At 48.3% G+C, this 24,650-nt stretch carries 23 protein-coding genes; 9 read left to right on the top strand and 14 right to left on the bottom strand.

Translation table 11 applies throughout. The annotated features are described in order from the left end of the window. From COV46_01285 to COV46_01265, 5 genes are all read left to right on the top strand, one after another. On the top strand, positions 1 to 296 hold a 296-nt coding region (locus COV46_01285; GenBank protein PIR18133.1), incomplete at its 5' end, for a hypothetical protein. Positions 297 to 373: 77 nt separating this feature from the next. After that, the gene (locus COV46_01280) at positions 374 to 1,954 is read left to right on the top strand and encodes a 30S ribosomal protein S1 (GenBank protein ID PIR18132.1); all 1,581 of its coding nucleotides are present in this window, start codon (positions 374 to 376) and stop codon (positions 1,952 to 1,954) included. Further along, positions 1,942 to 2,820 (top strand): signal peptide peptidase SppA, encoded by an 879-nt coding sequence (sppA, locus tag COV46_01275; GenBank protein PIR18131.1) that lies wholly within the window; start codon positions 1,942 to 1,944, stop codon positions 2,818 to 2,820. The genes COV46_01280 and sppA overlap by 13 nt, the downstream gene beginning before the upstream one ends. Before the next feature lie 12 nt (positions 2,821 to 2,832). Continuing rightward, positions 2,833 to 3,111, top strand: coding sequence for an integration host factor subunit beta (locus tag COV46_01270; protein PIR18130.1), 279 nt, complete (start codon positions 2,833 to 2,835; stop codon positions 3,109 to 3,111). After that, positions 3,111 to 3,620, top strand: coding sequence for an HIT family hydrolase (locus COV46_01265; GenBank protein PIR18129.1), 510 nt, complete (start codon positions 3,111 to 3,113; stop codon positions 3,618 to 3,620). The genes COV46_01270 and COV46_01265 overlap by 1 nt, the downstream gene beginning before the upstream one ends. A gap of 45 nt (positions 3,621 to 3,665) precedes the next feature. Here the strand turns inward: COV46_01265 and COV46_01260 are convergent, their stop codons facing one another. The 12 genes from COV46_01260 to COV46_01205 form a co-directional block, all read right to left on the bottom strand. Beyond that, positions 3,666 to 4,022 (bottom strand): hypothetical protein, encoded by a 357-nt coding sequence (locus COV46_01260; protein ID PIR18128.1) that lies wholly within the window; start codon positions 4,020 to 4,022, stop codon positions 3,666 to 3,668. Positions 4,023 to 4,043: 21 nt separating this feature from the next. Continuing rightward, positions 4,044 to 4,820: a hypothetical protein gene (locus COV46_01255; GenBank protein ID PIR18127.1), complete on the bottom strand. Its 777-nt coding sequence runs from the start codon at positions 4,818 to 4,820 to the stop codon at positions 4,044 to 4,046. Positions 4,821 to 4,894: 74 nt separating this feature from the next. Beyond that, the gene (locus COV46_01250; GenBank protein PIR18126.1) at positions 4,895 to 6,277 is read right to left on the bottom strand and encodes a hypothetical protein; all 1,383 of its coding nucleotides are present in this window, start codon (positions 6,275 to 6,277) and stop codon (positions 4,895 to 4,897) included. Between the two features lie 7 nt (positions 6,278 to 6,284). After that, the gene (locus tag COV46_01245) at positions 6,285 to 7,754 is read right to left on the bottom strand and encodes a group 1 glycosyl transferase (GenBank protein PIR18125.1); all 1,470 of its coding nucleotides are present in this window, start codon (positions 7,752 to 7,754) and stop codon (positions 6,285 to 6,287) included. After that, complete coding sequence (locus COV46_01240) at positions 7,751 to 9,625, bottom strand: hypothetical protein (GenBank protein PIR18124.1); 1,875 nt, start codon at positions 9,623 to 9,625, stop codon at positions 7,751 to 7,753. Before COV46_01240 ends, COV46_01245 begins: the two co-directional genes overlap by 4 nt. Position 9,626: 1 nt before the next feature. Next, positions 9,627 to 10,625 carry a hypothetical protein gene (locus COV46_01235; GenBank protein PIR18123.1) on the bottom strand — a complete coding sequence of 333 codons (999 nt, stop codon included), beginning with the start codon at positions 10,623 to 10,625 and terminating at the stop codon, positions 9,627 to 9,629. 3 nt (positions 10,626 to 10,628) lie between these two features. Then, complete coding sequence (locus tag COV46_01230; protein PIR18122.1) at positions 10,629 to 11,447, bottom strand: hypothetical protein; 819 nt, start codon at positions 11,445 to 11,447, stop codon at positions 10,629 to 10,631. Then, positions 11,444 to 13,909: a hypothetical protein gene (locus tag COV46_01225; GenBank protein PIR18121.1), complete on the bottom strand. Its 2,466-nt coding sequence runs from the start codon at positions 13,907 to 13,909 to the stop codon at positions 11,444 to 11,446. Before COV46_01225 ends, COV46_01230 begins: the two co-directional genes overlap by 4 nt. A 2-nt stretch (positions 13,910 to 13,911) precedes the next feature. After that, positions 13,912 to 15,966 carry a hypothetical protein gene (locus COV46_01220; protein PIR18120.1) on the bottom strand — a complete coding sequence of 685 codons (2,055 nt, stop codon included), beginning with the start codon at positions 15,964 to 15,966 and terminating at the stop codon, positions 13,912 to 13,914. A gap of 62 nt (positions 15,967 to 16,028) precedes the next feature. After that, on the bottom strand, positions 16,029 to 16,871 hold the full coding sequence (locus COV46_01215) for a hypothetical protein (GenBank protein ID PIR18119.1): 843 nt from the start codon (positions 16,869 to 16,871) through the stop codon (positions 16,029 to 16,031). Then, positions 16,868 to 17,263 (bottom strand): response regulator, encoded by a 396-nt coding sequence (locus COV46_01210; protein ID PIR18118.1) that lies wholly within the window; start codon positions 17,261 to 17,263, stop codon positions 16,868 to 16,870. Before COV46_01210 ends, COV46_01215 begins: the two co-directional genes overlap by 4 nt. After that, positions 17,233 to 18,162 carry a UDP-glucose 4-epimerase gene (locus COV46_01205; GenBank protein PIR18117.1) on the bottom strand — a complete coding sequence of 310 codons (930 nt, stop codon included), beginning with the start codon at positions 18,160 to 18,162 and terminating at the stop codon, positions 17,233 to 17,235. Before COV46_01205 ends, COV46_01210 begins: the two co-directional genes overlap by 31 nt. Positions 18,163 to 18,311: 149 nt before the next feature. On the opposite strand from COV46_01205, the gene COV46_01200 reads away from it, so the two are divergent. The 3 genes from COV46_01200 to COV46_01190 are packed head-to-tail and all read left to right on the top strand — an operon-like array spanning position 18,312 to position 20,423. Continuing rightward, positions 18,312 to 19,484: a tyrosine--tRNA ligase gene (locus tag COV46_01200; protein ID PIR18152.1), complete on the top strand. Its 1,173-nt coding sequence runs from the start codon at positions 18,312 to 18,314 to the stop codon at positions 19,482 to 19,484. A gap of 1 nt (position 19,485) precedes the next feature. Then, on the top strand, positions 19,486 to 20,085 hold the full coding sequence (gene pgsA, locus COV46_01195) for a CDP-diacylglycerol--glycerol-3-phosphate 3-phosphatidyltransferase (GenBank protein PIR18116.1): 600 nt from the start codon (positions 19,486 to 19,488) through the stop codon (positions 20,083 to 20,085). Further along, positions 20,082 to 20,423 (top strand): hypothetical protein, encoded by a 342-nt coding sequence (locus COV46_01190; GenBank protein PIR18115.1) that lies wholly within the window; start codon positions 20,082 to 20,084, stop codon positions 20,421 to 20,423. The genes pgsA and COV46_01190 overlap by 4 nt, the downstream gene beginning before the upstream one ends. A 75-nt stretch (positions 20,424 to 20,498) precedes the next feature. Here the strand turns inward: COV46_01190 and COV46_01185 are convergent, their stop codons facing one another. Further along, positions 20,499 to 21,815, bottom strand: a complete 1,317-nt coding sequence (locus COV46_01185) for an MFS transporter (protein ID PIR18114.1) — start codon at positions 21,813 to 21,815, stop codon at positions 20,499 to 20,501. Positions 21,816 to 21,985: 170 nt separating this feature from the next. On the opposite strand from COV46_01185, the gene COV46_01180 reads away from it, so the two are divergent. Next, positions 21,986 to 23,920 (top strand): oligopeptide transporter, OPT family, encoded by a 1,935-nt coding sequence (locus tag COV46_01180; GenBank protein PIR18151.1) that lies wholly within the window; start codon positions 21,986 to 21,988, stop codon positions 23,918 to 23,920. Positions 23,921 to 24,123: 203 nt separating this feature from the next. Here the strand turns inward: COV46_01180 and COV46_01175 are convergent, their stop codons facing one another. Further along, complete coding sequence (locus tag COV46_01175) at positions 24,124 to 24,522, bottom strand: hypothetical protein (protein PIR18113.1); 399 nt, start codon at positions 24,520 to 24,522, stop codon at positions 24,124 to 24,126. Positions 24,523 to 24,650: the final 128 nt, after the last annotated feature.

Below are 24,650 nucleotides of genomic sequence, written 5' to 3'. Positions count from 1 at the left end.
TCATCCTTCGACAGGCTCAGGACGAACGAGCAATTTACGGGTTTTTAGAGGTGCCCGGAATTGTATTGATGCAAAAATCCAAACTGCTCCACGAGGTCCTGATAGATCGACATCGCATTGCGGCCATTCTTTACTTCGTCGACAATCCAGTCGCGCCAAGGCTCAGCATATCCTTTGAGCCGCCAAAAGGGGGCCGATGCAATGGAAAAGATTGCCTTGCATCGACCCGCCAAAAATCAAATACTTTTAGTTTGACATTACAAATCTTTTTATATATCAGCCCCTTACCTGCATGAATTGCAGGACACTGTTCTTTGCCCTCCCAAATGCGTGGCGGGCATAAGAATTTGTAAATCCCGCGTCCATCAAAACCATGGCCGCGGGCTTAACAAATTCTAATGAAAGGAGAATTAATTTAATGGAAGGTTTCGCACAACTATTTGAGGAGAGCCTCAAGAAAAACCCCGTACGCGAAGGGCAAATAATTCGCGGCAAGGTCATCAAGGTCTTAAAGGACTTCGTGATGATCGACATCGGATTCAAATCCGAAGGTAAAGTTCCGGTCGAAGAGTTTCGTGATTTCGACGGAAATACAAAGGCAAATGTGGGTGATGATGTAGAAGTATATCTTGAAACCCTCGAAGACGAGAACGGTGAGATGGTCCTTTCCAAGGAACACGCCGACGCCATGAAGACATGGGACAAGCTCGTTGAAGCAGAGCAACAGAACGTTGCCATCGAAGGTAAGGTGGTAAATAAGGTAAAGGGAGGTTTCTCGGTCGACATAGGCGTTAAGGCGTTCCTGCCGGCGTCCCAGATCGACATCAAACCGTCAAAGAACCTCGATAAGTATGTAGGAAAGATCTATCAGTTCAAGATAGTCAAGCTCAACAAGGCCAGAGGGAACGTTGTTCTCTCAAGAAAGGTGATGCTTGAGCAGGAACGCGAGGTATTAAAGACCGAAACACTTGCCAACTTGCAAGAAGGCCAGATAGTCGAAGGCGCCGTTAAGGGCATTACCGATTATGGCGCTTTCGTAGACGTAGGCGGCATCGACGGCCTCCTGCACGTTGCAGATATGAGCTGGGGGCACATCACTCATCCTTCCGAAGTGCTGGCAATTGGAGACGAGATCAGGGTCAAGATCCTTAAGTTCGACAAGGATGCTCAGAGGATATCTCTTGGCATGAAGCAGCTGGCACCGGATCCATGGAGCCAGGTTGAAGATAAATACCCTGTAGGTTCACGCGTTCGCGGCAAGGTGACCACGCTTACGGATTATGGCGCGTTCGTTGAGATCGAAGAGGGAGTTGAAGGCCTCGTTCATGTCTCTGAGATGAGCTGGACAAAGAAGATCAAGCATCCTTCAAAGATCATGTCGGTCGGTGATGTCTTAGATTCGGTCGTCCTTGATGTTGATATTGCCAACAGAAGGATATCCTTAGGCCTCAAGCAGATAGAAGCGAACCCATGGGAGACCATGAGCCAGCGCTATCCTATCGGCACGAAGATCAAGGGTATGATAAGGAACATAGCCGATTTCGGTATCTTTATAGATGTTAACGGAGAAGTTGACGGTCTCGTTCACATTAACGACCTTGTCTGGGTACAGAACTTCGTGCATCCGTCCGAAGCGTTCAACAAGAACCAGGAAGTGGAGGCCATCGTCCTTCACGTCGATCCAGATAACGAACGTTTCTCGCTCGGTATCAAACAGCTTATGGATGACCCCTGGGACATCATCAGCTCAAAATATCAGCAGGGCGCAACGGCCGAAGGTACGGTCGTAAAGAAGCTCGGCAACGGTTACGTTGTACAGCTCGAACCAGGCGTTGAGGGACTTTTACCCACATCAGAGGCGAAGGATCCTTTGGAGATCGGTGCAAAGCTTAACGTTAATGTGCAACAGACAGAGCAAAAAGAGCGTAAATTCATCTTTCAATGCGAAAAATAGTATTGGGAATAGCAATTGCAGTAGCGCTGTTGCTGATGGCGTTCGCCTTTGGGATGTGTGCCTCTCTTTTCAAGAGAGGCCCCATCCTTGGAGGTGAGATAGGTCTTGTCAGGATAGGGGGGACGATAATCACTTCAGACAAGGCGCTTCGCGAGCTGGAAGAGGCAAGGAAGGATTCCGGCATCAAGGGTCTGCTCTTAAGGATCGATTCCCCGGGAGGGGCCGTAAGCGCCTCGCAGGAGATATATGAAGAGGTGAAGCGCGTTAATGCCGTAAAGCCCGTATTCGTTTCGATGGGCGATGTAGCGGCGTCGGGTGGTTACTATATAGCCTGCGGCGCCAAGAAGATCTTTGCAAATCCAGGGACGATAACAGGCTCGATAGGCGTCAGAATGGAACATGTGAACTTAAAGGACCTTCTCACATGGGCCAAGGTCGGTCACGAAACGCTTAAGAGCGGTGAAATGAAGGACGTCGGCGCCTTCGACAGGTCGCTTACCGAAAAGGAGCGCGAATTTCTTGAAGGGATCTTGGGTGAGATGCACGCACAGTTCAAGGCGGTTGTAAGCGGTGCAAGGGGCATTCCTGCCGACAAGATAGATGCCATAGCCGATGGCAGGATATATACAGGGGCAAAGGCATTGGAGTTAGGACTTGTCGACGAAATAGGCGGCGAGCCGGTTGCACTTAAAGAACTTGCGGGCTCGCTGGGCATAAAGGGCGAACCCGACGTCAAAGAGTTCGGCGACGACAGACCATGGTGGATGAAAGCCATGGCAGAAGAGGTCGCCTTGGCGGTAAAACAGGCAGTGAACTCGGTTTTGAGCGAGTACCGAGGTTCCGGCAACGTACGAACGTATTATTAAGGAGGGGGTATTATGAACAAGAGTGATCTGGTGGAGTTGGTAACGGGCAAGTTGCCCAATCTTACGGCGCGCGATATCGAGATGATAGTCAATATCATATTCGGCAGCATGACGGACGCCCTTTCAAAGGACGACCGCATCGAAATAAGGGGTTTTGGTTCCTTTGAAGTGCGTGTGAGAAAGGCTCGTAAGGGGAGAAATCCCAAGACCGGGGAGAGCGTAGAACTGAACGTAAGACGCGTACCCTTCTTTAAGGTCGGAAAAGAACTAAAAGAGCTGGTCAATAAATAATGAAGCATATCTGGTCTCCATGGCGGATGAAGTTCATCGAAAAAGCCAGAAAGGGCCACAAGTGCATCTTTTGTAATTTCAAGTTCCAAATATCAGACACAAAGAAAAAACGCGGTAAGGACATGAAGGAACTGATCCTTTATCGCGGCATCAGCTGTTATATAATGATGAACCGTTATCCCTATAATAACGGTCACCTTATGGTCATACCCTATGCCCACAAGGCCATGATAGACAAGCTCGAGCCTTGGGTTCAGGAAGAGTTCATAAGGCTCACAGGCGAATCTGCAAGGATACTTAAGAAGGTCTTAAAGTGCGATGGCGTCAATTGCGGTATCAATATAGGCCACGCGGCCGGCGCTGGGATAGCGGGGCACATACACATGCATGTCGTTCCAAGATGGCAGGGCGATTACAATTTCTTCCCTGTCATAGGTAATGCAAAGTCGATGCCGGAACACCTAGAGGCAACCTACAAAAAATTAAAACCCGCGTTCGACAAGATATAGTGTATATGACGAGATCCCCGTTTTCACGAGGATGACGCGGTTGCTCTACTCGATCGGTTTATTAATGATCGCCTCGTCTTTTTTGTTATCCATCATCTGTCTTACAAGGGTCAGCTCTTTTTCCAGCTGACGGATGCGTTTGTTCTTCGCGCGTATCTCAAGCGTTTTGAAGAAGCTTGGCAGGGCCTCAAGAAGGGCTATCGCTACCATTCCAAACGAGAATGCGGCGAGGAGCGCGAACCCGAGCGGAATGGGAATGCTCTCAAGGTTCAGGATGTAAGGAAGTTTGAATTTGAATATTATCGCATAGCCGAACGTTGCGGAGTCAAGATTACAGTAGACAAAGTTGAGCACGATAAAAAAGAGCAAAGCCATTATAACTGCGAACACGAGTCTTTTCATAATATTCCCCCTTGCACCTTTTTATCCCCTGAAGCCTTTTCTTGACCTTTTGACCTTCTTCAACGCAACGCCCTTCTTCCCTTCGGCGTCTTTGCCTTCTTTAGGTTTTATTTTTTCGAGCTTTGAAAGTGACTTATATTTCTTTTCCGTGTCGGTCGAAGGCTGCATCGAGAAAGAGCTTACCTGGATTTTGGCTATCTGTTCTGGTGAAAGTTGCCCGGGTATCTGCACAAAGTCCGTCTGGATGCCTTTCTTGATCTCTATCTGGTCCTGCTGGATAAGATAATCGAACATAAGTTCCAGCCGCCGGAGCGGGGAAGGGTTGTCGTCGATCATGGCCCTGACGGTTATCTTGGCCGGTTTGTCGATCTTTATGAGATTGTCCTTGTCGCGGTATCTTGTTCTTATATCATCAAGGAACTTCTTGATCTCAGGGGCCGAGAGGGAACATGACGGCTTCACACTTATATCGAAGAGTTCATGAAGGCCCTCGTCAGTGTATTTACCTTCATTTATGAGCATGGCATCGAACGGGACAAGTATCTCGCCTTTGTAGCGGTATTCCTCCTTGCCCAAAAAGTCTTCTTTGCTTGTAATATAGGTCCCGTCCGTCTGTCTGTTGCCGTCAAAAGCGGCACGCCATGCTTCTATGGAATATTGTCTGGTGTCGACAATGCCGCAGTTCCACATGGAATCTATGTCGTCGCGGGTGAGGGTGACGTGGTCATCATCTGGGCTCTTTGGTAGCTGTTTCCACATCAGCTCCATCCCGTTAAAGTCGTCAAGCGTGAGTGTCATAACTCTTCCTCTCCTTTGCCTTTATTGGTTAAATAACAGATTAGTTACCATCTATCAATGAAAAAGGTGTCGGTTCAATCGTTCACTATTATCTTCTGGTTTATAAAGGTGTAATAGATGAGGCTCCTTAAGCGGTAGTTGAACAGAACGAATCCCACCACCAGCGACGTAAGACAGCTGAATAAAATTCCGTAGCCGTAATAGCTGAAGCCCATCCATATCGAGACGATAGTGAACAGTATGTTGGTAAGGGCAAAGGTTCCGGAAAGAATGAGAGCGTCCGTTCTGTAGTCAAAATAGAGCGTAATAATGAGGAGTATCTGCAACAGGGCTAGCAGAAAGACCGCCAATATCGCTATCTGGAAGACGCCAAGGTTTATCGAGGATATGCCAATATAATTATAGATCTTTTCGGACAGGAATATGCCGACGACGGATATCGTTCCCTGAAGGACCAATATCCGGCCCATGCTCAGCTTCAGGTCGTTTATTATGTTGTTCTGCCTCTCGATCAGTGAAGAGTAGGGATGCCGGTTAAGAATGGAGAGGAAATATTTCTTGTAATGGATATAAAAACTGGTCTCGACCTGTATCGTGAACATGGCAAGGGCCGGAACTATGAAGAGATACGACAGGAATATGGGCACATCGTACACATATGAAGCCCTCAGGAACGAGTGAACCTGCTGGCTTGTTTCACGGGTGAACCAGAATACGACCTTGTCACCCCAGATCCCTATATTAAAGAGCGTGGCGATGAATGCAAGGGCCGTGTATTTTTTGAAATATTCAAGAAAATAGAATTCCAGCCGGTTCCTGTATTCAAATTCGGTGAATATCTGAACGGATAACATTATGACGATAAGGATCTGACCCAGACAGAATCCCATCACCAGCCCCATAAGTTGGAAACGTGTCCCTAAAAGGTATCCTGCAACGAGACTCAAAATGGAGCCATACATGAAGGACTTTACTATCCAGACAAAATCCTTGGACGCCGAAATGGTTATCATTGCTATCCATATTATCCCCACGTTCGCGAAGAGGGCGACGGTGGCAACCGATGTTCCAAAGTCAAAATTAAGCGCTTTTACCGCTATATAACCTATCACTGCGTGTACTACGGTCGATAATATGGAGACTCCTACAAAGGAGGGGACAAGGGCCGAATAGTCCTTGATGAAAATACGGTCGGCCATATATCTTGTCAGCACCATTTGAAAGGGCGAGGAAATGACCAACGATGTGCCGTAGATATAGACAACAAGTGTCCTGAACACCTGTAACTCGTGATGGCTTACCTTTGAGCTTGAGATCACTCCAAGGATGGTCAGCGAGAATATGGTGAAGAGTACCGGCCCGGATGAGACCACCGCGGAATAAAAATAACCCTGTAAAAGGTTCGAGTACGATTCGTTAGACAGGATCTTTTGTAGTTTAAAGCCTATTCCAGCTATAAATTAATCAAATATAATGCCCATAGATAGTCTTATAGGCGTTGACCATATCCGCTACGTTGTAATATTGCTCAACCCGGCTGATGCCGGCCTCTGACATTTTATTGTATAGAACATCGTCGGTCAGGAGATTTATGACCGCCGCCGCTGTCTCCCCAGGTGCGTGAAAACTGGTAAGAAGTCCGCTCTTTCCCAGCTCTTTGTCCTCATCGGTCCTGCCTTCGACAAGTTCGCGGCACGAACCGACGTCCGTTGTGACCACGGGAATTCCGCAGGCCGCACCCTCAAGGATCACCAGAGGCTGCGCCTCGCTGATGCTGGTCAGAACGATCAGGTCTATCTTTGGAAAGTGGTCGGTGACATTCACATGGCCGGTGAACTTTACGTTCTTTTCAAGTCCCAGCATGTTTACCATGTCTGCGCATTCCTGATAATATTGCGACTCCTCTTCCTGCGGACCTATGAGCAGGAACTCCGCGTCGGGGATCTTTTGGACTATCAATTTACACGCCTTGATGAACGTCTTAACATCCTTGATGGGCACCACCCTGCCAATATAGGCGACGGTCCTTCGTTTCCTGCTTATGTCCCTGTTCTGCGCGATCTCCCTGAATTGATTGACGACGACCCCATTGGGAATGACAGATATCTTTTGAGGATCGGCACCGTCGCTTATCTGATAGAGTTTGTTGCCTTCGTAAAGCGTGGTTATCTGGTCGGCATACCTGTACGCCAGCTTGCTCATTGCCCCGAAATATCTGATCCACCAGTTCTTGAAGAATCCGAGGCTTGAGGTCGCCTTCATCGATTCTTCTTCGCTCTCGTAGAGCCACGTTGCCTGCGCTATCTCGATCCTGCGTTCTTTTGTGTAGATGCCGTGCTCGGTCAGGAGCATATTGCTATTAAATTTTATTTTGGCAAGCGAGGCGAGCACTCCGGCGTAGCCTGTGGATATCGTATGATATAGCGGGGCAGGGGGGATGTTCGTTTTGATCAGCTGAACGAGGGGGAGGAAGGTGAAACGGTAGTTCCAGAAGAAATCCAGGAAAGTCGTGCTGGTGTCACCCGAATTGTAAGTCTTGAGCATGGAATTCCAAAGGTCGCGCGACGAGAAGGCGTATGAAAGGTCTATTCCGCCCCTGTTGTTCATCAGTTTAAGCAGAAGCTTTTCCAGCTCTTCCTTGGGCCGTTTGTCTATGTCGCCGTAGAAGATGTCAAAGAAGTCAAAGAGCTCCGGTGTTCTCTTCTTGAAAAATCTATCTTTGAACTGGTAATCGTGCAGATAGACGTTCACAATGCTTTCAACATTGTTCGGGATCCGGTAATTTTCCTCGCGAGTGTAGCTCTGCGACGGCATGATGGAAAGTAGAGAGAACTGCAGGTCGGGCATGTCGGTGATGAGCCTGTGTACCCACTCGGAGACACCGCCCCTGATGTAGGGATAACTTCCTTCAACTACAAGGCAGACATCGCTCATGGTCGAACCTCCATGCCATGTGCTTTAATGAACGAGCTTGCCACTTCTTTTGCCTCGCTGGTATTCAGGGCCTCCGATGCGGCAACGAGATAGGGCGCAGTTGATATATCTCCTGTGAGCGCCAGAAGTCTCATTGCCAGCATCTTTACCTCGTCATCGTCCTCGCCGAGCAAGGCCAACAGTTCGCCTCTCACGAACCGAATGAGGGGCAGGGAAGAGTATTTCAACAGGTTCTTAAGGAAAAGCCTCTTCCAGACGATATCCGGTAGTGACCTCAGTATCTGTCTCGCTATCTCATGCCGCGATGTGAAAGTGAGATAGATGTCCTCGAACTTTCTCGAAATGTTAGGGTCCTCTATCTTGTCAAAAATGGCCGCCAGCAGTTTTCTGGCGAAATCGACCGTAAGGTCCCTCGGTATGAACGATATCAACTGATTGCAGGTATCAATGTCGCTCTTTCTAAAATACTCAAGTAGCAGATCCGGATGATCGTTCGAGAGCGAGGTAAGAGATGAGCCAGCGGCATCCATGGTAAAGACACAATCATGGGTCGAGAATATCTTAAAAAGAAATTCGAAGGTTTCAAGAATGGGAGAGAATTTGAGCAGTAGAACGATAAGATATTTAACGTTCATGCAACTCTCGTCTTTTAGCAGTCCTTCGGCCGTTCTCAGTAATACCTCAGGCGATAATCCAAAACCCCTTCTTCTTGTAAGATATTTGAGTATGATCTGACGTTGTGTTGCGGAATGAGAGTCTTTTAAGATGTGCAATATATTATTTTCGTCGCCGAGCCTCCATATCCTTGTGAGCGCGAGCGTTGCGTTGTAAGATGTGGCAGGATCGGCTTCCAGAAACGACTCAAGGAACTCCATGTCACGGTGTTCCGAAATATACCCCATGGCCATTATACAGGCGTGCCTGATTATCGGTGATCTTGAGTTCTTAAGCGTATCTCTCAAGTATCTTTTGTGCGATGGTGCGAACGACCCGAACTTGCCTATTCTAAAAAGCACCTCTGCTCTGATCATCTCATCACTTGATGATCTCAGAGAATAAAGTTCCTCGGGCTCAATGACGCCCTGCAGGCGGTCTATAGTCCTAGTAGCTGCCAGCCGGGCCTTCATATCATCGTCGTGGACCGATATGTCGAGCAATCTGATCAGCATGGATCTGCTTGGAATCATCCCAGCATATCTTATCAGTACGAGCCGTGCATCTCTCAGCTTTTCAGCGGCGATCGCCTTGATAATGGTTCTGGCGCTTGCCTTTGCCCTTCGGAGTGCGATGGCGAACGCGGCGGCTAGACGTATCTCCCTGTCGCTGTGCGACAGGAGAGGTTTGAATGCCTCCCATGGAACGCTGTTGATCCTTTTGGAGAGAGCGTCAAGAGACCTCTTTGCTAATGTAATATTGCCCGACGTCATGGTACATCGCAGGATCTTGGCGCTGTAGTCGTCGTCCACACCGAGCGCAACTTCAATGATCCTGTTGCAGATATCGGCATCGCCCTTTATCCTGATGTTCTGGAGATAGGGCATCACCAAGGGTGTTTTTAAGATGCCTGCAATTTCGATAGAGGCCAGGATGACATCCCTGTTCCTTGACGAAAACTGGGAGATGATGAAATTGACTTTAATATCGGAGTTCTTCCCGGCGAACGTCCTTTTAAACTCCTTTAGGATCTCATTATTTCGCTGTAGATAAAGCGCGAAGAGCTTAAGGATGCTCAGCTCATCATTTTTGCCGTTAAGCTCCCGGTAGAGCTCCAACATTTTGGCAGGGGAGGATGAGACGAGTTTCTGCATGAAATCGGCAAGATCGCTCCTGATCGGTTTATTATCTATGATTATGTCGTCTATAGCGTTCATTCTATGACCAATAAGCCATTGTTTCGTTCGAGATGCCGTTTACTTTTTGTTCCTTTGCGTTCACTATGCCCGCGACCAGGGCCTTATAATCCCTTTTTTCAAAGAGTATCTCCATATAAAGTTCGCGATAGTTGCCGTTCGTGCCGTCTATTTTAAGACATTCATTTATGCTCCGCAGTGCCTCATCGTATCTTTCTAGAGCGATATCTGTCTTTGTCTGTAAATAAAGGGTTTTGGGTTCCCTTGGAAGTCCCTGCAGGATAGCATGAGCCTCATTGTAATAATGTTCCCTGATGATCTGATCGGGCAGGCCGCTTTCAGCATACCGTATATAGAAATCCACGAGCTCAAGGGCGGCCTGTCTGTTGCCGGGTCCGGATCGATATTTTAGCTGGAGCTCTTTCATGGTGCTGTTGTATTCATCTTCGATGCTACCGACCACCCCGGCCGCAAATAGCCTTACCTCCAGATCTTCATCGTTCAAGGCTATAAGAAGGGCCCCGATGGTCTTTTTGGATCTCGCCCTTTGAAGCAGTTTAATGGCGCTCTTCTTCTTGTCCGACTGGCCTTTTATGAAGATATCGATGAAGGGCTCGATGTCGAGCTTTTGCAATATCTCGATATGTTTCGATCTTGTAGAGGCTTTGCTGAATATGGAAGGGTCCTGGACCGTAATGACGTCTTCAACCACCGAAGGGGGCCTTTTGCCCCGGATGTTTTTTTGCATAATGAAGATCAACAAGGAGGAGAATATTCCGTAGACGGGGAGAAGGAGACAGAGAAAGAAGACATACGTCATCCACAGATTGCCTCTTTTTGTTACGCCGGAGGGGACCGGTGTCAGATAATAGAAGCCCAGCCCGAAAAGGGAGGCGCTTAAAAGATGTGAAAGAAGGAACGGGATGGGCGAAAAGCCCTCCAAGCCAGATACCATCTTAAAGGCTGGCACGCAAATGATAAGACCCGCCGATATCAGAATGTAACCGAGTAGATTCTTCATTGATCAAATGTTCTCTAACCTTTTAAGGTCCAGGGTTTCAAGATCGGTCACCGTGATGGTATCTTTCAAGTCCTTCTCAGAGATCATATGCGAGAGCCCATAAGAATCGAGCCTTTCAATTATTTTCTTCGTCACTAAAGACGCATCGTCCTTGTTTGTGGTCGGAAGGATAAGGATGAGGGGGATGTCCGCATTTGGCCCTATGGCCAGGACATCGAGCTCACGAAGAGAGACCTTTATTATCGCTATCGTCGATCTGAGCATAGAAGGTTCGGTGAGACCAGGCCACTTGAACTCGACGATAGCCAATGGCAGTTTATAGGCCTTCGACCTTTTTATCTCCTCTTCGACACGTATCAGGAAATAATTGTAGTGATATAGTCCCGTTGCTTCATCCTTTATCTGTTTATTCTTAAGTCGGTTAATATTATCGATGTAGTTAAGCGACTGGGCCGCCAGCTCGCAGATTATCTTTGCGGTTTGTATGGTCGTTTCGGTCATCTTTAAAAGCGATATCTTTTCGATGCTTGCCACACCAAAGAGCTTGTTGCTCTGGTCCAGAACGGGCACCGCAAGGAGAGAGTCTCCGGCCATGTCGGAGATCTCGTTGTTTGACAAGGTCTCTCCAAAAACGATCTCCTTGATGCGACACGTCTTCATCTTCGCCGCGGCCCGTCCGATTAGGCCCTTGCCCAGCTCATACCTTTCGGGCCTTCTATGATAATCCTTCCATCCGAATTCAGTCATGAGCTTGAGGGCGTTGTTCTCGAACAGATAAAAAGATGCCTCTTCCGCTCCGATGTATCTGTTAAAACTGTTCAATTCTTTGCACCGTTCACCCTGTACCAGTCGCTACTATAGTCGGCGGTCAGGATAAATCGGTTGAAGAGAACGTTCTCGTAGGTGATGGATGCGATATCCTCTCTGCCGTCAAAATATAGTCCCGCGACGGGATCATCGAAAAGCTGGTTGTAGATGAGGTCGATGTTGAACTTTCCTGCGGTGTCGTTGGTATATTCCGCAAAGAGGTGACCGGCAGGGACGTAGGTGATACCGGACAGCTGGTTCAGAAGGCCGGCTCCCAGCAACATTCCGTGTGTAGGCGAATATCTTGCCATAAGTTCGAGAGTGTTCGTGATCTCGTTGAAATCTGGATCATACCCCAGCACGTTGGTGGAGTTGTCGAGCAGGGCATAATCAGCGTTGAAGGACCAGTGGTCGTTAACCGGGTAGTTGAACCTCGCATATGGGCCATAGACCGTGTCGTTTCCGGATTTCATGAAAGTGAAACCGGGAATAATGGCCGGCCTGCACTTATCGTAAAGCGTAAGATACGTCATTTGCAGGTCTTTATCGTCCGGATATTTGTTCGATAGCTCTTCGAAGCGATCGAACGCCTCAAAATTTTCACCCATATCGGCGAGCAGGTAGGCATAATCGGTTTTTAAGAGATCGTTATCCTGCTCTTTTTCCATAAGAGATGATATAATGAACTTGGCCTTCTTATAATCCTTCTTTGTGCTATATAGCCTGACCAAGTTCCTTTGGATGCTGGCATTTTCGGGAAAATCCCGCTCATAGATGTCGGCATATTTTTGAGCCTTCTTTAGATCGTTCATGTCGATGAGCGTCTCAATGTAGATGTTGGCTACGTCTATATTCCCGGGATCTTTGTTCAAAAGCCTCTCGAACAGGTCGTCCGATCTTTTCTTTTCGCCGAGTAGTCCGTAGATACGAGCCTCTGCGGTTCTTGTGGGGGGATCAAGAACCGTTGCTTCTATCATATCGAGCGCCGTTTTCAGCTCTTCCTTCGCCGGTCCTTTATTCGCCTGAGACCAGTATATCTCGCCTATCTTGTAATGCGGATAATAGTCATCCTTTTGCATATCGGCATATTTTCTATAATACGAGATAGCCTTTTTCTGGGCATTCCTCGACGAATGTATGTCTCCCATGTATCTAAACACCTCAGGATCGTTCGGAGTCATTGCCTCCAGCGACTGAAAGATGCCCAGCGCCTCGTTATATCCTGCCATCCACATATAACGTTCGCCGATGTTCTTAAGGATCTCTTGATCCTCGCTGAGCGAAGCCACTTTTTTCAGCTGTGCCAACGCGGCGTCCGTGTTCCGTTCCGTGTCGTAAATATCTACCAGCATCATATTATATTCTTTACTGGAGGGATATCTTGCAAGGAGGGTCGTAAGTATATCCTCTGCCTCGCCGTATCTCTTCATGTCAAAAAGCAGGGCGAGCAGTTTTTTTGTGTTTGCCCGGTCGCCGGGGTCGCTATGAAATCTGGCAAGATATATCGGAAGGAGTTTTTCGCGGTCATTGTTCCATTCATAGAGTTGAAACAGCGTTTTGTTGAAATAAGGGTCGCCGGGGTCCGAACGTAGGACGATCTCAAGATATTTGATAGCCTCTCTTTGCATCTCGTTGGCAACCATCCATTCAACATATTGTTTCTTCAATTTCCATGACGGATCCTGCTCCATCCATTTCTTGTACCAGAGGTTTGCGGACCTTTGATCCTTGAATCCGGTCTCAAAATCTATCATCTGTTGCCACAATTTGGCGTTGTTCGGGTCCCTCTCTATCTTTTCTGCAAGGACCTTTTCAACGAAGATCCTCTTTCCGTTGAGAAGGGCCAACTCCATCATGGTTTCGAGCGCATACTGATTATCTGGGTCAGCGTTGATGGTCTTTTCCAGATAGTCGGTCATTTCTTTTATGTCGCCTCTCTTTCCATAGATAGTGATTATATCGTTGACGATATCTTTCTGCTGTTTGGGTGTGGTAGCCAGCTGTGTCTTTAAGATGTCGATGGCCAGCCCGTAATCCTGATAGAGAAGGGCATAGCCGTAAAGGTCGCTCAAAATATCTCCGCCATCCTCGTCCTTGAATGAGACGCGTTCATTTAGCCTCTGGTCGTACCAGTTCTTATAACTTCCCATTGCCTTTTCAGGCCTTAAATTCCATGTATAGAAACGAACCGCTTCCTTAAAATTGGCATCAATGGGCCTGAGCTTGGTCAGTTTACTATAATACTTGTCCGCCTCATCCGACATTCCCTTGTCTTCAAGGGCCCTCGCGATAAGGCCTATGACCCGATAGTCGTTCGGGTCCTTCTGATAGAGCTCGCGCAACTGCAAAAGCGCCTTGTCATCAAGGTCGCTGTTTAGGAACATTCGGCTGGTCCGTAATTTGGACGGATGCAGGATAAAGGCGACAAGCACCACTATCAAGACGAACACTAGTATATGCCACCACTTAACTCTCATTGTTAATGTGTCTGTTTAACTGTTATTTCGACCCAGTCGAATCTGATATCCGGAAGGTCTAGGTTGAATTTTAGTTCACCGTTCTTGTCGGCCCTGATTGAACTGACTCTTTTATCAGCGGTCACCTTGAAGGTGCTGTCTGCGCTGAGACCGCCAATGACAAAGCTCAACCTTCCTATTGCACGAAGCTTGAACGAGATACCACCGTTACTCACGGCCCAATCTTTGATACTGCCCGCGGCCTTTACAAGATACGGCGCAGTTGCATGAGCGCCAGTAAGAAAGATATCGGACTCTTTACCGTTATCTAAATGGACATAAAGTGAGCCCTGATAGCGGTTAAATCCCAATACGCCCTTGGAGCGCTTCATGTCGACGTTGTTTTTCTCATTGTCAAAACGGATGGTCCGCAGAACATTGTTATTCTTGATCCTCCAGCCATTTACCCCAAGCTCTTCTATCTTTGTCGTTATCATGCCATTGACGACGCCCACATAATCCGATGCGTAGATGGGGGATACGTCCTGAGACTCTGCCCAGTCGTAAAGCGACTTTATCGAGTCAATGGAAATATCATGTTCACCGGTATAGAAGTGATAATAGATGTCTATCGCCCTGACCCTCATCGGGAATTCGGTGTTCTTATAGGTCTCCAGTGCATATTTTTGCGCGTAAAAGGGGCCTTCCCAATTTTTGGTATATAGATCTTCGTTGGCCCCGACCGTGAAGTTCTGTCGAAGCCCGTTCACATATCGAAATGGCGGGGGGACATAGAGATAGCTTGGAAACTGCCGGTCAAAACGGGTATCGCCGCCGTTCAATGCCAATATGCCATTGTCGGTCACGTATTTAAGCGCGTCATAGTCTGGACGGCAGTCGCCGGTCCAGAAGAAGGTGTTGGTCTTTTTTCCATCCGGGACGAGGTTCTCATTTATATACTTTATCGACCCGCCTATTTCATTCTCCGGAGAATATTCGTAGCCGCTTGGCTTATAGGCGACCTTTCGCTTTGCCTTGTCCCAGATAAGCGGATGGGCGATACCATGACTGGCGGCCTCGACGTTCGGCAGGCTGAACATGTTCTTTGCGATGGACCTTAGCTCTTTCGACGCCTCCTTGCCGGAGGAAAGGAAGGAACCCACTATTACCGAAACAGATGTGGGGAGCCTCACCTGTGAGAGGATTCTGTCATAGATCATCTTAGAGCTATATGTCTTGCCGTCTATCTTGCTTATGTTCTCGAGCCCGTCACCGTCGATCTGGGCGAAGAAGATGCGCGATCCGTTAATGGTCGTTACGTCAGGCTTTGGCATCTTTGTGTCGAAAACTTCCGGAAAGAATTTAAAAGGGTCTATCCACCACCGTTTTTGATAGTTGGTGAGGTTCAGGTATGACGCGTATCCGGAAAGGACGAAACCGCCCCTTGAATTTATGAATACGGCGTCGGATGTGGAGCCAGTCTCCTTCCTCTTAAGCTTCAAAAATACCTTTGCGTTCTTATCGAGCGTTTTGATGTTCATGAAGTAGGGGAGGTCGTTCTTGAACTTGCGTTCGAACTCCACCATTGCAGGGTCAATATGTACGGCCTCTATCAACATGGAGATGTCGGTCTCGTCCTGAGAGCCGGCTTCGATCCGGAAGGCCTTCTGGAAATCCCTCATGACCTCTTCCGGGATAGGCCTGAGATTCTCGTCGAATTGAAAACCGAATTGATCGATGATGATGGCCTTATATCCGTTATTCAGCTGTCTTGTGAGCCACTTTGCATAAGAGGCGGCGCCCTTCATTTTATTGTCCATGAACCAGCTGATGATGCCGGCATATTTTTTCATCTCTTCATCGGGGGGGAGGCGCCTGGTCACATCGACGTAGTCTATCGTGTAACCGATGTGGTAGAGGGGCATTGCCGCGGACTTGAATATCAGGTTGCTAGATTCGGAAACTGCTTCTTCGCCGTCAACAACGGCGAGAATGCTCCTCTTGACTTCCGATGCGAACGAGTTCACACACACGAGAGAAGATATAATCAATAAAAACAAGATCTTTGGACGAAACATGGCCTCCCATAATTACCATTTTTTTGGAAATGATGCAATGGTATATTCGTATGGAGCGGGCGTTACGGATGAAAAGCCGTGCTTCGGAGACCTATCTCTGAAATGAATGGGACAAGGCCGGCTTTTTTCAGGTCGTTCGAAATTTTTTGCACAGCTCTTTTGTTAGATAACGGATAATAGTCGAGTGCCAGTACAGGTTTGTGGAACCTTTCCATGAAATCCTGCAACAGCTTTATCTTTTCGTCGCTCCATTTTTTCTTTGTCAGCCGGTATTTTTTCGTCTTGAAGTCATACATCGTAAAAACGTCCTCCACGACCAGTGCGTCAATGGAATCGCCGACGTCATCGAGTAGAAAGAGTCCGTTGTTAAGCACTATCGTCATGTTCGGATATTTCTTTCGTATCTTTATCACCAGGTTCTTTGCCTGGTCCACCGAATCCTTGACCCCCTTTTCGCGTTGAAGGTAGGATGCAACATCGATCGTGTCGATGAATATCCCGTCAAAACCTTCCGCAAGGATATTTGGTATCATGTCATCGATGATGATCCGGTGCCATTTGGCGTCAGAGATGTTCACCCTGAACGCATTCTTCCATTCGGGGTTCTCCTCGAAAAGCATGCTCTTGTGGACGTTCGCAAAAGATCGGTCGTTCTTGTTGATCTCGCCGACGCTCAAATAGCCTACAACTGTTTCTCCGGTCTCCTTCAATGGCGGAAGCGCCGGGTGCTCGCCGCTACTTAGGATGTAAAGGTCGTATCTTGGAATAACGCCCTTTTTAAACCCAGTTCCGTAATAACAGAGCCACGACTTGACGTTTTTCATGTTGGTTCCAGCATTGGCCGAGGCCAGACCCGAGGCGCAGTAGAGCGCTATGCAGAGGGATATTATGGATAGTTTCTTCACTTTAACAGGTTGGCTATCCTTTTTACAAGGTCGGCCGAAGAGTAGGGCTTTACGACATAATCGTTGGCGCCGGCCTTCATTGCCGCCTCAATATCCTCGTTCCTTCCAAGGGCGGAGACAACGATGATAGGCACGTCCTTCAGGTCGCTGTTGGCGCGGACTATCTTTATCATTTCGATGCCGCTTACCTCCGGCATCATGATATCTACGAGCATCAGGTCGGGTTTTTCAGACATCGCCTTGAACGCGCCTTCTTTTCCGTTCTCGGCAATTATTACATCGTAACCAAGGCTTTCAAGACGAAATTTGCTGATCTCCGAAAGCATTACATCGTCCTCTGCAACAAGAATGATCTTTTTTGTCATGAACCCATCCCTTCTTTCTTGAACCATTCTACGGTCAGATTTAGACCCTCGGCCACCTTTATTCTTGGCTTGTATCCGAACACCTTCTCTATGTTCAGGGAGACAAGGGAGCTTCGAAGCTGTTCTCCTTTTATGGCGGGGCCGTGTTTCTCCTCGGTCTTTACTCCAAGGTCTTTCCGTATCATTCTGAACACGTCATTAACGTCGGTCTCTACGCCGGTGCCAACGTTATAAAGACCGGTGGTGTCAACGGATGCGGCCCTGCGATTAAGCTCCGCCACATCGCCGACATATACGTAGTCCCGGGTCTGTTTGCCGTCACCGTTGATAACAGGCGTCTCCCCCTTTAGCATTTTCTTAACGAATATCGCAACGACACCTGCCTCGCCTTTTCTGCTCTGGCGGGGGCCATAGATATTGGCATATCTAAAGGCGATATAGGGGATGCCGTATTGGACCAGATAAAAGTTCAGATATTTTTCACACGCGAGTTTTGCGACGCCGTAGGGATTCAGTGGGAACGTTTCGTGGACTTCGGTAGCCGGAAATTCATTCTGTTCGCCATATATCGCACCGCCAGATGAGGCGAATATCATCTTTTTGACACCGTGCATGCGTGCGGACTCCATCATTTTAAGGAGGCCTACGATATTGATATTGCAATCCGTGAGCGGGTCGGCGATCGACCTGCGCACATCTATCTGGGCGGCATGATGGTCGATGATGTCGGGGCGTTCCGTTTTGATTATGCCGTCTAACTTCGGCGAACAGACATCTTCACAATAGAACTTGGCCTCCGGATTTAGGTTCTCTTTATTTCCGGTGCTCAAGTTGTCCACGATCACCACATCATGGCCGTCCCTAACGTGGGCGTCCACAATGTGAGAAGCTATGAACCCGGCACCGCCGGTCACAAGTATCTTCATTTGATCCCCACCCTTGGCCCCCCTTTTTTTGTAGGGGGCATTGTACATCATACGGTCGGTCAATTGCAAGTTGTAAGGAAAATAAAGAGCGAATACCCCAATTTATAATAGACAATTGGAGATGTATGAGTATAATCCGCGCAATATTTATGGATATCAAGCATCAGCTGGAAGTGATCAGACGCGGAGCGGTGGAGCTTATCTCCGAAGAGGACATTGTAGCGAAATTAAAAAAGGGGAAACCCCTGAGGGTAAAGGCGGGCTTTGATCCCACCGCGCCCGACCTTCATTTAGGACACACGGTCCTTCTCCAGAAGATGAAGCAGATCCAGGAGCTGGGGCATCATGTTATATTTTTGATCGGCGATTTTACGGCCAAGATAGGCGACCCTTCGGGAAGATCTGAGACCAGGCCGCAGCTTTCGGACGAAGAGATAGCGAAGAACATCAAGACCTACGAATCTCAGGTCTTTAAGGTCTTAGACGAGAAGAATACCGAGGTTCGTTTCAATTCCGAGTGGCTCGGGAAGATGTCGGTCATAGAATTTGCAAGGCTTGGCGCTAAATATACCGTTGCAAGGATGCTAGAGCGCGATGATTTCAAGAAGAGGATAGAGGCCGGCACCGATATCAGTGTCTTGGAGTTCTATTATCCGTTGATGCAGGCCCAGGATTCTGTTGTTCTCAAGGCCGATATTGAGCTTGGTGGTAACGACCAGAAGTTCAATCTTCTAATGGGGCGTACTATCCAGAAGAGGTCAGATGTAGAGCCTCAGGTTGTTCTTACCATGCCGCTCCTTGTTGGCACCGACGGTGTCAAGAAGATGAGCAAGTCTTACGGGAATTATGTAGGCATCAACGAGTCGCCCAAAGAGATGTTCGGAAAGCTCATGTCGATAACGGACGAGCTTATGTGGCAATATTATGAGCTCTTAAGCGATAAGAGCTTGAACGAGATAGATGAGCTTAAAAAAGGCCATCCAAAAGCGGCAAAAGTGGCGCTTGCAAAAGAGATCATCACCCGATATCATAGTGCAAAGGATGCCGACGCGGCAGAAGAGGGCTTTGAGCGCGTCTTTGCAAAGAAAGATAATCCGGAGGATATGCCGGAGCTCGTTACGAGCACCTCGAACCTTGTAGATGTCATAGTCGAGGCAAAGCTTGCGTCGAGCAAGTCGGAAGTGCGGCGTCTCATAACTCAGGGTGGTGTGAGCGTCAACGACGAGAAGGTGGCTGACATCAATGCAACGCTTGGCGGCGGCAAAGAGTATATATTGAAGGTTGGTAAACGAAAGTTCTGCAAGATCAAGCAAAAGGGGTAAAATGGACGCAGTAAAAAGGAAAGAGTTCCTAAATCTACCGAATTATATTTCGCTCATAAGGATACTGGCCGTTCCGCTCATCGTTATCTTGATGATGTGCATTAACGATAACACGGTCCACCAGAAGTGGAACATCCTTTTAAGCTTTATCGTTGCGCTTATCTACGGAGTCGCAAGCGCTTCCGACATGGTCGATGGTTTTATCGCCAGACGCTACAAACTGGAAGGCAACTTCGGCAAGTTCTTCGATCCCTTGGCAGACAAGCTTCTGAGCCTTGCCGCCATGATCATGCTCATCCCTCTCCACAGGATACCGGCATGGCTTGTTGTTCTTCTGCTTGTAAGAGAGATCGTTATTACCATGCTCCGGGGAGTGGCGGTCAACGAGCGGATAGTGATACCGGCGAGCAAATGGGGAAAATATAAGAACGCCTTCGGCAGTTTTGGCGTGGCATTCTTGATACTTCATTACAGTCACTTCGGAATTAACTGGTTGCTCGTTGGGTGGGTCCTGTTCCTTGTGTCAGCGACGTTCTCGATAGGTTCCAGCGTTCATTATATTCATAGATTTATAGAAGAGTTGTCTAAGAAGAACTCATGATGGCTAGAATAAAGATATGCAAATTTGAAGGATGTCACAACGCGCAGACGACTGCGGGCTACTGCAGGGTTCACTATCTCAAGAACTGGAAGACGATAAAGAAGGATCAGCAGGAACGCGCGGCGAAGCGCCTCAACCGTTACATCGAGGCCATTTGCAAGAAGCACCCCAAGAGATATATCGAGGTCATCAAGGACGACATCAACAATGATCGCATCAAAAAGTCCGACGATTCATCCGAGGAGCTCAACGACCTCTACAGGCTCTTCAACGAACCCACCTACGAAGAGGATATAGAGCGCCTCATCAAGGACCTGAAGATAGAGAAGAACTACTAGCAGGCGTGTCATTCCCACGGAAGCGGGAATCTAGATTGTCTAAACGGGGTCCACGCGTTTGCGGGGACGACATATCTACACATCTACAGTCTTCTGTTGCCCGTGGCCGATGGCCTTTTTAAGCGGCTTCAAAAGAGCCATCATGACGATACCTGTGGCAAAGCACATGACAGCTATCATGCCAAAGAAGCGGTCCTTGGGCATTTTTTCGTAGAAAGAGCCAATATATCCGCAGAAGAGCTGACCCATCGACCACGACATCATCCAGACACCCATGATAGTTGAGACCAGCCTTGCCGGTGCCAGCTTGGTGACAAGTGAAAGACCTATAGGCGATAGATAGACCTCGGATAGGGTCAATATGGACGTCGATATTGCCAGCCACCAGAGGCTTGCCATGCCCGTCCTGTTGAATTCCCAGACACCGGGTATCAGCACAAGGAACGATGCGCCTATCATGAAACAGGCCATCGCCATTTTCCCGATGCTTGATGGCTCCTTTTTGCGCCTGTCCTGCCATCCCCAAAACCAGGTGATTAGAGGAATAAACGCAATTATCATTATAGGGTTAAAGTTCTGGAACCATGTTGCGGGCATCAGCCATCCGAAGATATGGCGGTCGGTGTTGGAATCGACCCAGACGGCAAGCGTGTTCCCTTGCTGTTCATATGCGCCCCAGTAGACCACGTTGAGGAGGCAGAGGGCAAAAAGAGCAAAGAGCTTTGAATAATCTTCGGGTGATAATTTCTTTGATTCGACCGGAGCGGCAGCTTCCTTCTTCTTTGTGACAAGGTCGGTGGCAAGATATTTTTGCCCCCAGATATACACGATAAGACCGAGAATAAGTCCGATACCGGCCGACATGAATCCGTATTTCCAGCCGTAGACCTCGCCTAACGTTCCGCAGATAAGAGGTGACAATATGGCGCCGACATTTATACCCATGTAGAAGATATTGAAGGCCCTGTCGCGCCTGTGGTCACCCGGTTCGTAAAGCGTTCCGACCTGGGTAGAGACGTTCGGCTTGAAAAGTCCGGTTCCGAGCGCCATAAGCGCAAGTCCTAGGTAGAAGAGGGAAGGTACCATCAGGACGAATTCACCTGCGGCCATGATGGATGCGCCGATGATGACGGTCTTCTTCTGTCCGATTATCTTATCGGCTATCAATCCTCCAAAGAAGGGGATGAAATATGCGGCGGAGGTGTAAAGGCCGTATACGTAAGAAGCCTTTTCCTGCGCGAACATCAGCTGCTTCATCATATAATAGATGAGTATGCAACGCATCCCGTAATAACAGAAGCGCTCCCACATTTCCGAGAAGAAGAGTATATAAAGACCTTTGGGATGACCGAACCATTCTCCGTGATGAGCTACCGAGGGTGCTGTCGCCATTTTTGGCTCCTTTCGTTTGTTGAACCTCAATTAACAAAAATCACGCCAATGTCAAAAAGATATTGATATTTTATCGGAAAAGCGGTTAACAGGTCAGTAGGGTGGCAAGTTCGCAGGTTGTGGAGCCTGCTAACATGGCAAACTTGATAACCTACAAAAGGAGGAAGAGCATGGCGGAGTTCCAACCTTTCGTACCGAGTGAAAAGAGTATACCGGAGTTCTCTGTCAGGGCGGTCATATTAGGAGTTGTCTTTGGCATCATCTTTGGTGCCTCAACCGTCTATCTGGCGCTTCGCGCCGGTCTCACAGTCTCAGCATCCATCCCCATCGCAGTCCTCGCAATCGCGGTCTTTAAGAAGTTAGGGCGTTCGACCATTCTCGAGAACAATATGGTCCAGACGATAGGTTCCGCGGGCGAATCGATAGCGGCCGGTGTTGTATTCACCATTCCGGCTCTGACGTTCCTCTCAGGAGGTGATGCATATTTCAAGTATTTCCAGATATGCACCCTTGCCCTTGTGGGTGGTATTTTAGGCATCCTTTTTATGATACCGCTTCGTCGGGCTCTCATTGTTAAGGAACATGCAACGCTTCCGTATCCTGAAGGTACAGCCTGCGCCGATGTTCTCATCGCGGGTGAAAAGGGGGGCAATCTCGCAAAGATGGTCTTTTCCGGGGTCTGGGTCGCCGTCATATATAAGATCCTCATGAGCATCTTCGGCCTCTGGAAGGACGTCCCTGCGTATTCCATGTCTAGGACGAGCCAGTTTCCCAATGCAACCATCATGTCGGAGATCACGCCGGAATATTTGGGCGTCGGTTACATCATCGGACCTTTGGGTTCCGCAAGGATCGTTGCAGGAAGTATACTTTCATGGATGGTCTTGATACCGCTCGTCACCATTTTCGGTGACCAGCTGACGTTGTCGCTCCTTCCCGGATGGAAGGATATGCTCATCTCCCAGATGTCTCCAATGGAGATATATAAAGGATATGTCCGTTACATCGGTGCCGGCGCGGTTGCCGCGGGCGGCCTTTTCACGCTGATACGAACGATTCCGACCATCGTGCACGCGTTCAGAGAGGGTTTTAAAGGATTCAAGGAAATGGGAAAAGGGGTGATCCGTTCGCGTGTTGAGAGCGATATTCCAATGGTATGGGTAGTAGTGGGTTCACTGGCCCTCGCCTTTGTCATTTCAGTTCTCCCGCAATTTCCCGGCAAGTTTCCTAACACGCTTGTAATGTCGTTTTTGATAATAATCTTCGGCTTCTTTTTTGTCACGGTAAGCAGCCGCGTAGTCGGCATCATCGGTTCTTCCAATAACCCGGTCTCCGGCATGACGATAGCGGCCCTCATGGCAACGTGTCTGATATTTGTCTCCATCGGTTGGAAGGGCGATGCGTATCAGGCCATCGCTTTAATGGTCGGCGCCACTGTCTGTATCGCGGCTTGCAACGCCGGCGCTACCAGTCAGGACCTAAAAACAGGCTATCTTGTCGGTGCAACCCCATACAAGCAGCAGATAGGTCTTGTGATAGGCGTGCTTGCTTCGTCATTTGTCGTTGCGCTAACGCTCTTTGCGCTTCACACATCACCTTACGGCCCCATCGGTTCCGAGAGGCTCTCCGCACCTCAGGCGACCCTGATGGCAACGCTTATAAAGGGTCTTCTTGCTCAGGAACTTCCATGGGGACTGGTGCTCTCAGGCTTTATGATCTCTTCGGTCATGGAGCTAATGGGTGTACGTTCACTGGCAGTTGCGGTTGGTATATATCTTCCCATCGCCACCACCTTCCCGATATTCATAGGCGGTCTAATGAACGCCCTTGTTTCATGGGCGACAAAGAAGAAGGAGGAGGAGGGTGAGGTTTCGAGCGGCATGCTCTATTCGACAGGTCTTGTCGCAGGAGGGTGCGTAGCCGGTATTCTTATCGCTGTCGTTGCCGGTGTTGCTAACGGTTCTATAGCTAAGGCGCTCAATTTTGGAGAGAAGCTCAATATCATAGGCGGGCTGGGGCCTATGGCAGATGTGGTTTCCGTTGCGGCGTTCGCGATACTTTGCATACTCTTAATAAAAGCGGCTGTTAAGAAGACGGTCAAATAGGCTATTGCCAAAGAAGTACACTACTGTCGCCAACCGGCACGTAAGTAGCCGTAAGCGTCGTTTAATAATCAATTGGGTCATTCAACCCCTGCGCACCGGCTCCTTACGGGCTGGCGCGGGGGTGTTTAAAAGTTGCTCACCACAAGTCGAAAACCCAAAAACCCACAAGACGCCTCTGAAAATAGAAGACCCGAATTCAACCGTCAAGTGCAACACTCTGATTTGTAGACCTCGTTTGGAGTCATGAAATTTAAGCATTTTCGAGGTCTGTTGTTAAGCCAATTTTCAATATTTTTTATCTGTTCATCTGACACCTTTGTAAAGTTTGTTTTCTTTGGGAGAAACCATCTGACGATGCCGATAGTGTTTTCGACAGTACCTTTTTCCCAGCTACGATACGGATTGCAAAAATACGATTTTGTGCCGACATGATTATTTATCATAACGTGACAAATGTTCTCCGTACCGTTGTCGTAGGTAATTGTTCGTTTCATCGACTTGGGTTTTCTCGATAGACGTCGAATGATAGTCCCCCGCACTTCTTTGGCGCCTTTTCGTTCGATCTTATCGATCATGGATAATCTGGTTTTGCGTTCGGTCATAATATGCAAAGCCGCTTTGCTCTGTCTTGAAACAGCGGTGGACTGCGCCCTTATAGTTGGACAGTTTGGGGCTGAATATTAGGACAGCCTGACTGGCCGTTGTTTTGGTTTATTGCAGTTTCCTTATC

This window comes from Deltaproteobacteria bacterium CG11_big_fil_rev_8_21_14_0_20_49_13 (assembly GCA_002796305.1).
GTDB lineage: Bacteria > UBA10199 > UBA10199.
The sequence above is the reverse complement of the archived record's forward strand: the minus strand, read 5'-3'. Positions and strand labels throughout refer to the sequence as shown.

What these genes read in the sequence shown, in the direction of transcription:
- COV46_01190 (PIR18115.1), top strand. Translation starts at nt 20,082, where the DNA reads ATGATGGCTAGAATAAAGATATGCAAATTTGAAGGATGTCACAACGCG.
- COV46_01270 (PIR18130.1), top strand. Translation starts at nt 2,833, where the DNA reads ATGAACAAGAGTGATCTGGTGGAGTTGGTAACGGGCAAGTTGCCCAAT.
- COV46_01265 (PIR18129.1), top strand. Translation starts at nt 3,111, where the DNA reads ATGAAGCATATCTGGTCTCCATGGCGGATGAAGTTCATCGAAAAAGCC.
- COV46_01255 (PIR18127.1), bottom strand. Translation starts at nt 4,820, where the DNA reads ATGACACTCACGCTTGACGACTTTAACGGGATGGAGCTGATGTGGAAA.
- COV46_01175 (PIR18113.1), bottom strand. Translation starts at nt 24,522, where the DNA reads ATGACCGAACGCAAAACCAGATTATCCATGATCGATAAGATCGAACGA.
- COV46_01280 (PIR18132.1), top strand. Translation starts at nt 374, where the DNA reads ATGGCCGCGGGCTTAACAAATTCTAATGAAAGGAGAATTAATTTAATG.
- COV46_01240 (PIR18124.1), bottom strand. Translation starts at nt 9,625, where the DNA reads ATGAACGCTATAGACGACATAATCATAGATAATAAACCGATCAGGAGC.
- COV46_01210 (PIR18118.1), bottom strand. Translation starts at nt 17,263, where the DNA reads ATGGTTCAAGAAAGAAGGGATGGGTTCATGACAAAAAAGATCATTCTT.
- COV46_01180 (PIR18151.1), top strand. Translation starts at nt 21,986, where the DNA reads ATGGCGGAGTTCCAACCTTTCGTACCGAGTGAAAAGAGTATACCGGAG.
- COV46_01220 (PIR18120.1), bottom strand. Translation starts at nt 15,966, where the DNA reads ATGTTTCGTCCAAAGATCTTGTTTTTATTGATTATATCTTCTCTCGTG.
- COV46_01260 (PIR18128.1), bottom strand. Translation starts at nt 4,022, where the DNA reads ATGAAAAGACTCGTGTTCGCAGTTATAATGGCTTTGCTCTTTTTTATC.
- COV46_01235 (PIR18123.1), bottom strand. Translation starts at nt 10,625, where the DNA reads ATGAAGAATCTACTCGGTTACATTCTGATATCGGCGGGTCTTATCATT.
- COV46_01225 (PIR18121.1), bottom strand. Translation starts at nt 13,909, where the DNA reads ATGAGAGTTAAGTGGTGGCATATACTAGTGTTCGTCTTGATAGTGGTG.
- COV46_01205 (PIR18117.1), bottom strand. Translation starts at nt 18,162, where the DNA reads ATGAAGATACTTGTGACCGGCGGTGCCGGGTTCATAGCTTCTCACATT.
- pgsA (PIR18116.1), top strand. Translation starts at nt 19,486, where the DNA reads ATGGACGCAGTAAAAAGGAAAGAGTTCCTAAATCTACCGAATTATATT.
- COV46_01245 (PIR18125.1), bottom strand. Translation starts at nt 7,754, where the DNA reads ATGAGCGATGTCTGCCTTGTAGTTGAAGGAAGTTATCCCTACATCAGG.
- COV46_01185 (PIR18114.1), bottom strand. Translation starts at nt 21,815, where the DNA reads ATGGCGACAGCACCCTCGGTAGCTCATCACGGAGAATGGTTCGGTCAT.
- COV46_01200 (PIR18152.1), top strand. Translation starts at nt 18,312, where the DNA reads ATGGATATCAAGCATCAGCTGGAAGTGATCAGACGCGGAGCGGTGGAG.
- sppA (PIR18131.1), top strand. Translation starts at nt 1,942, where the DNA reads ATGCGAAAAATAGTATTGGGAATAGCAATTGCAGTAGCGCTGTTGCTG.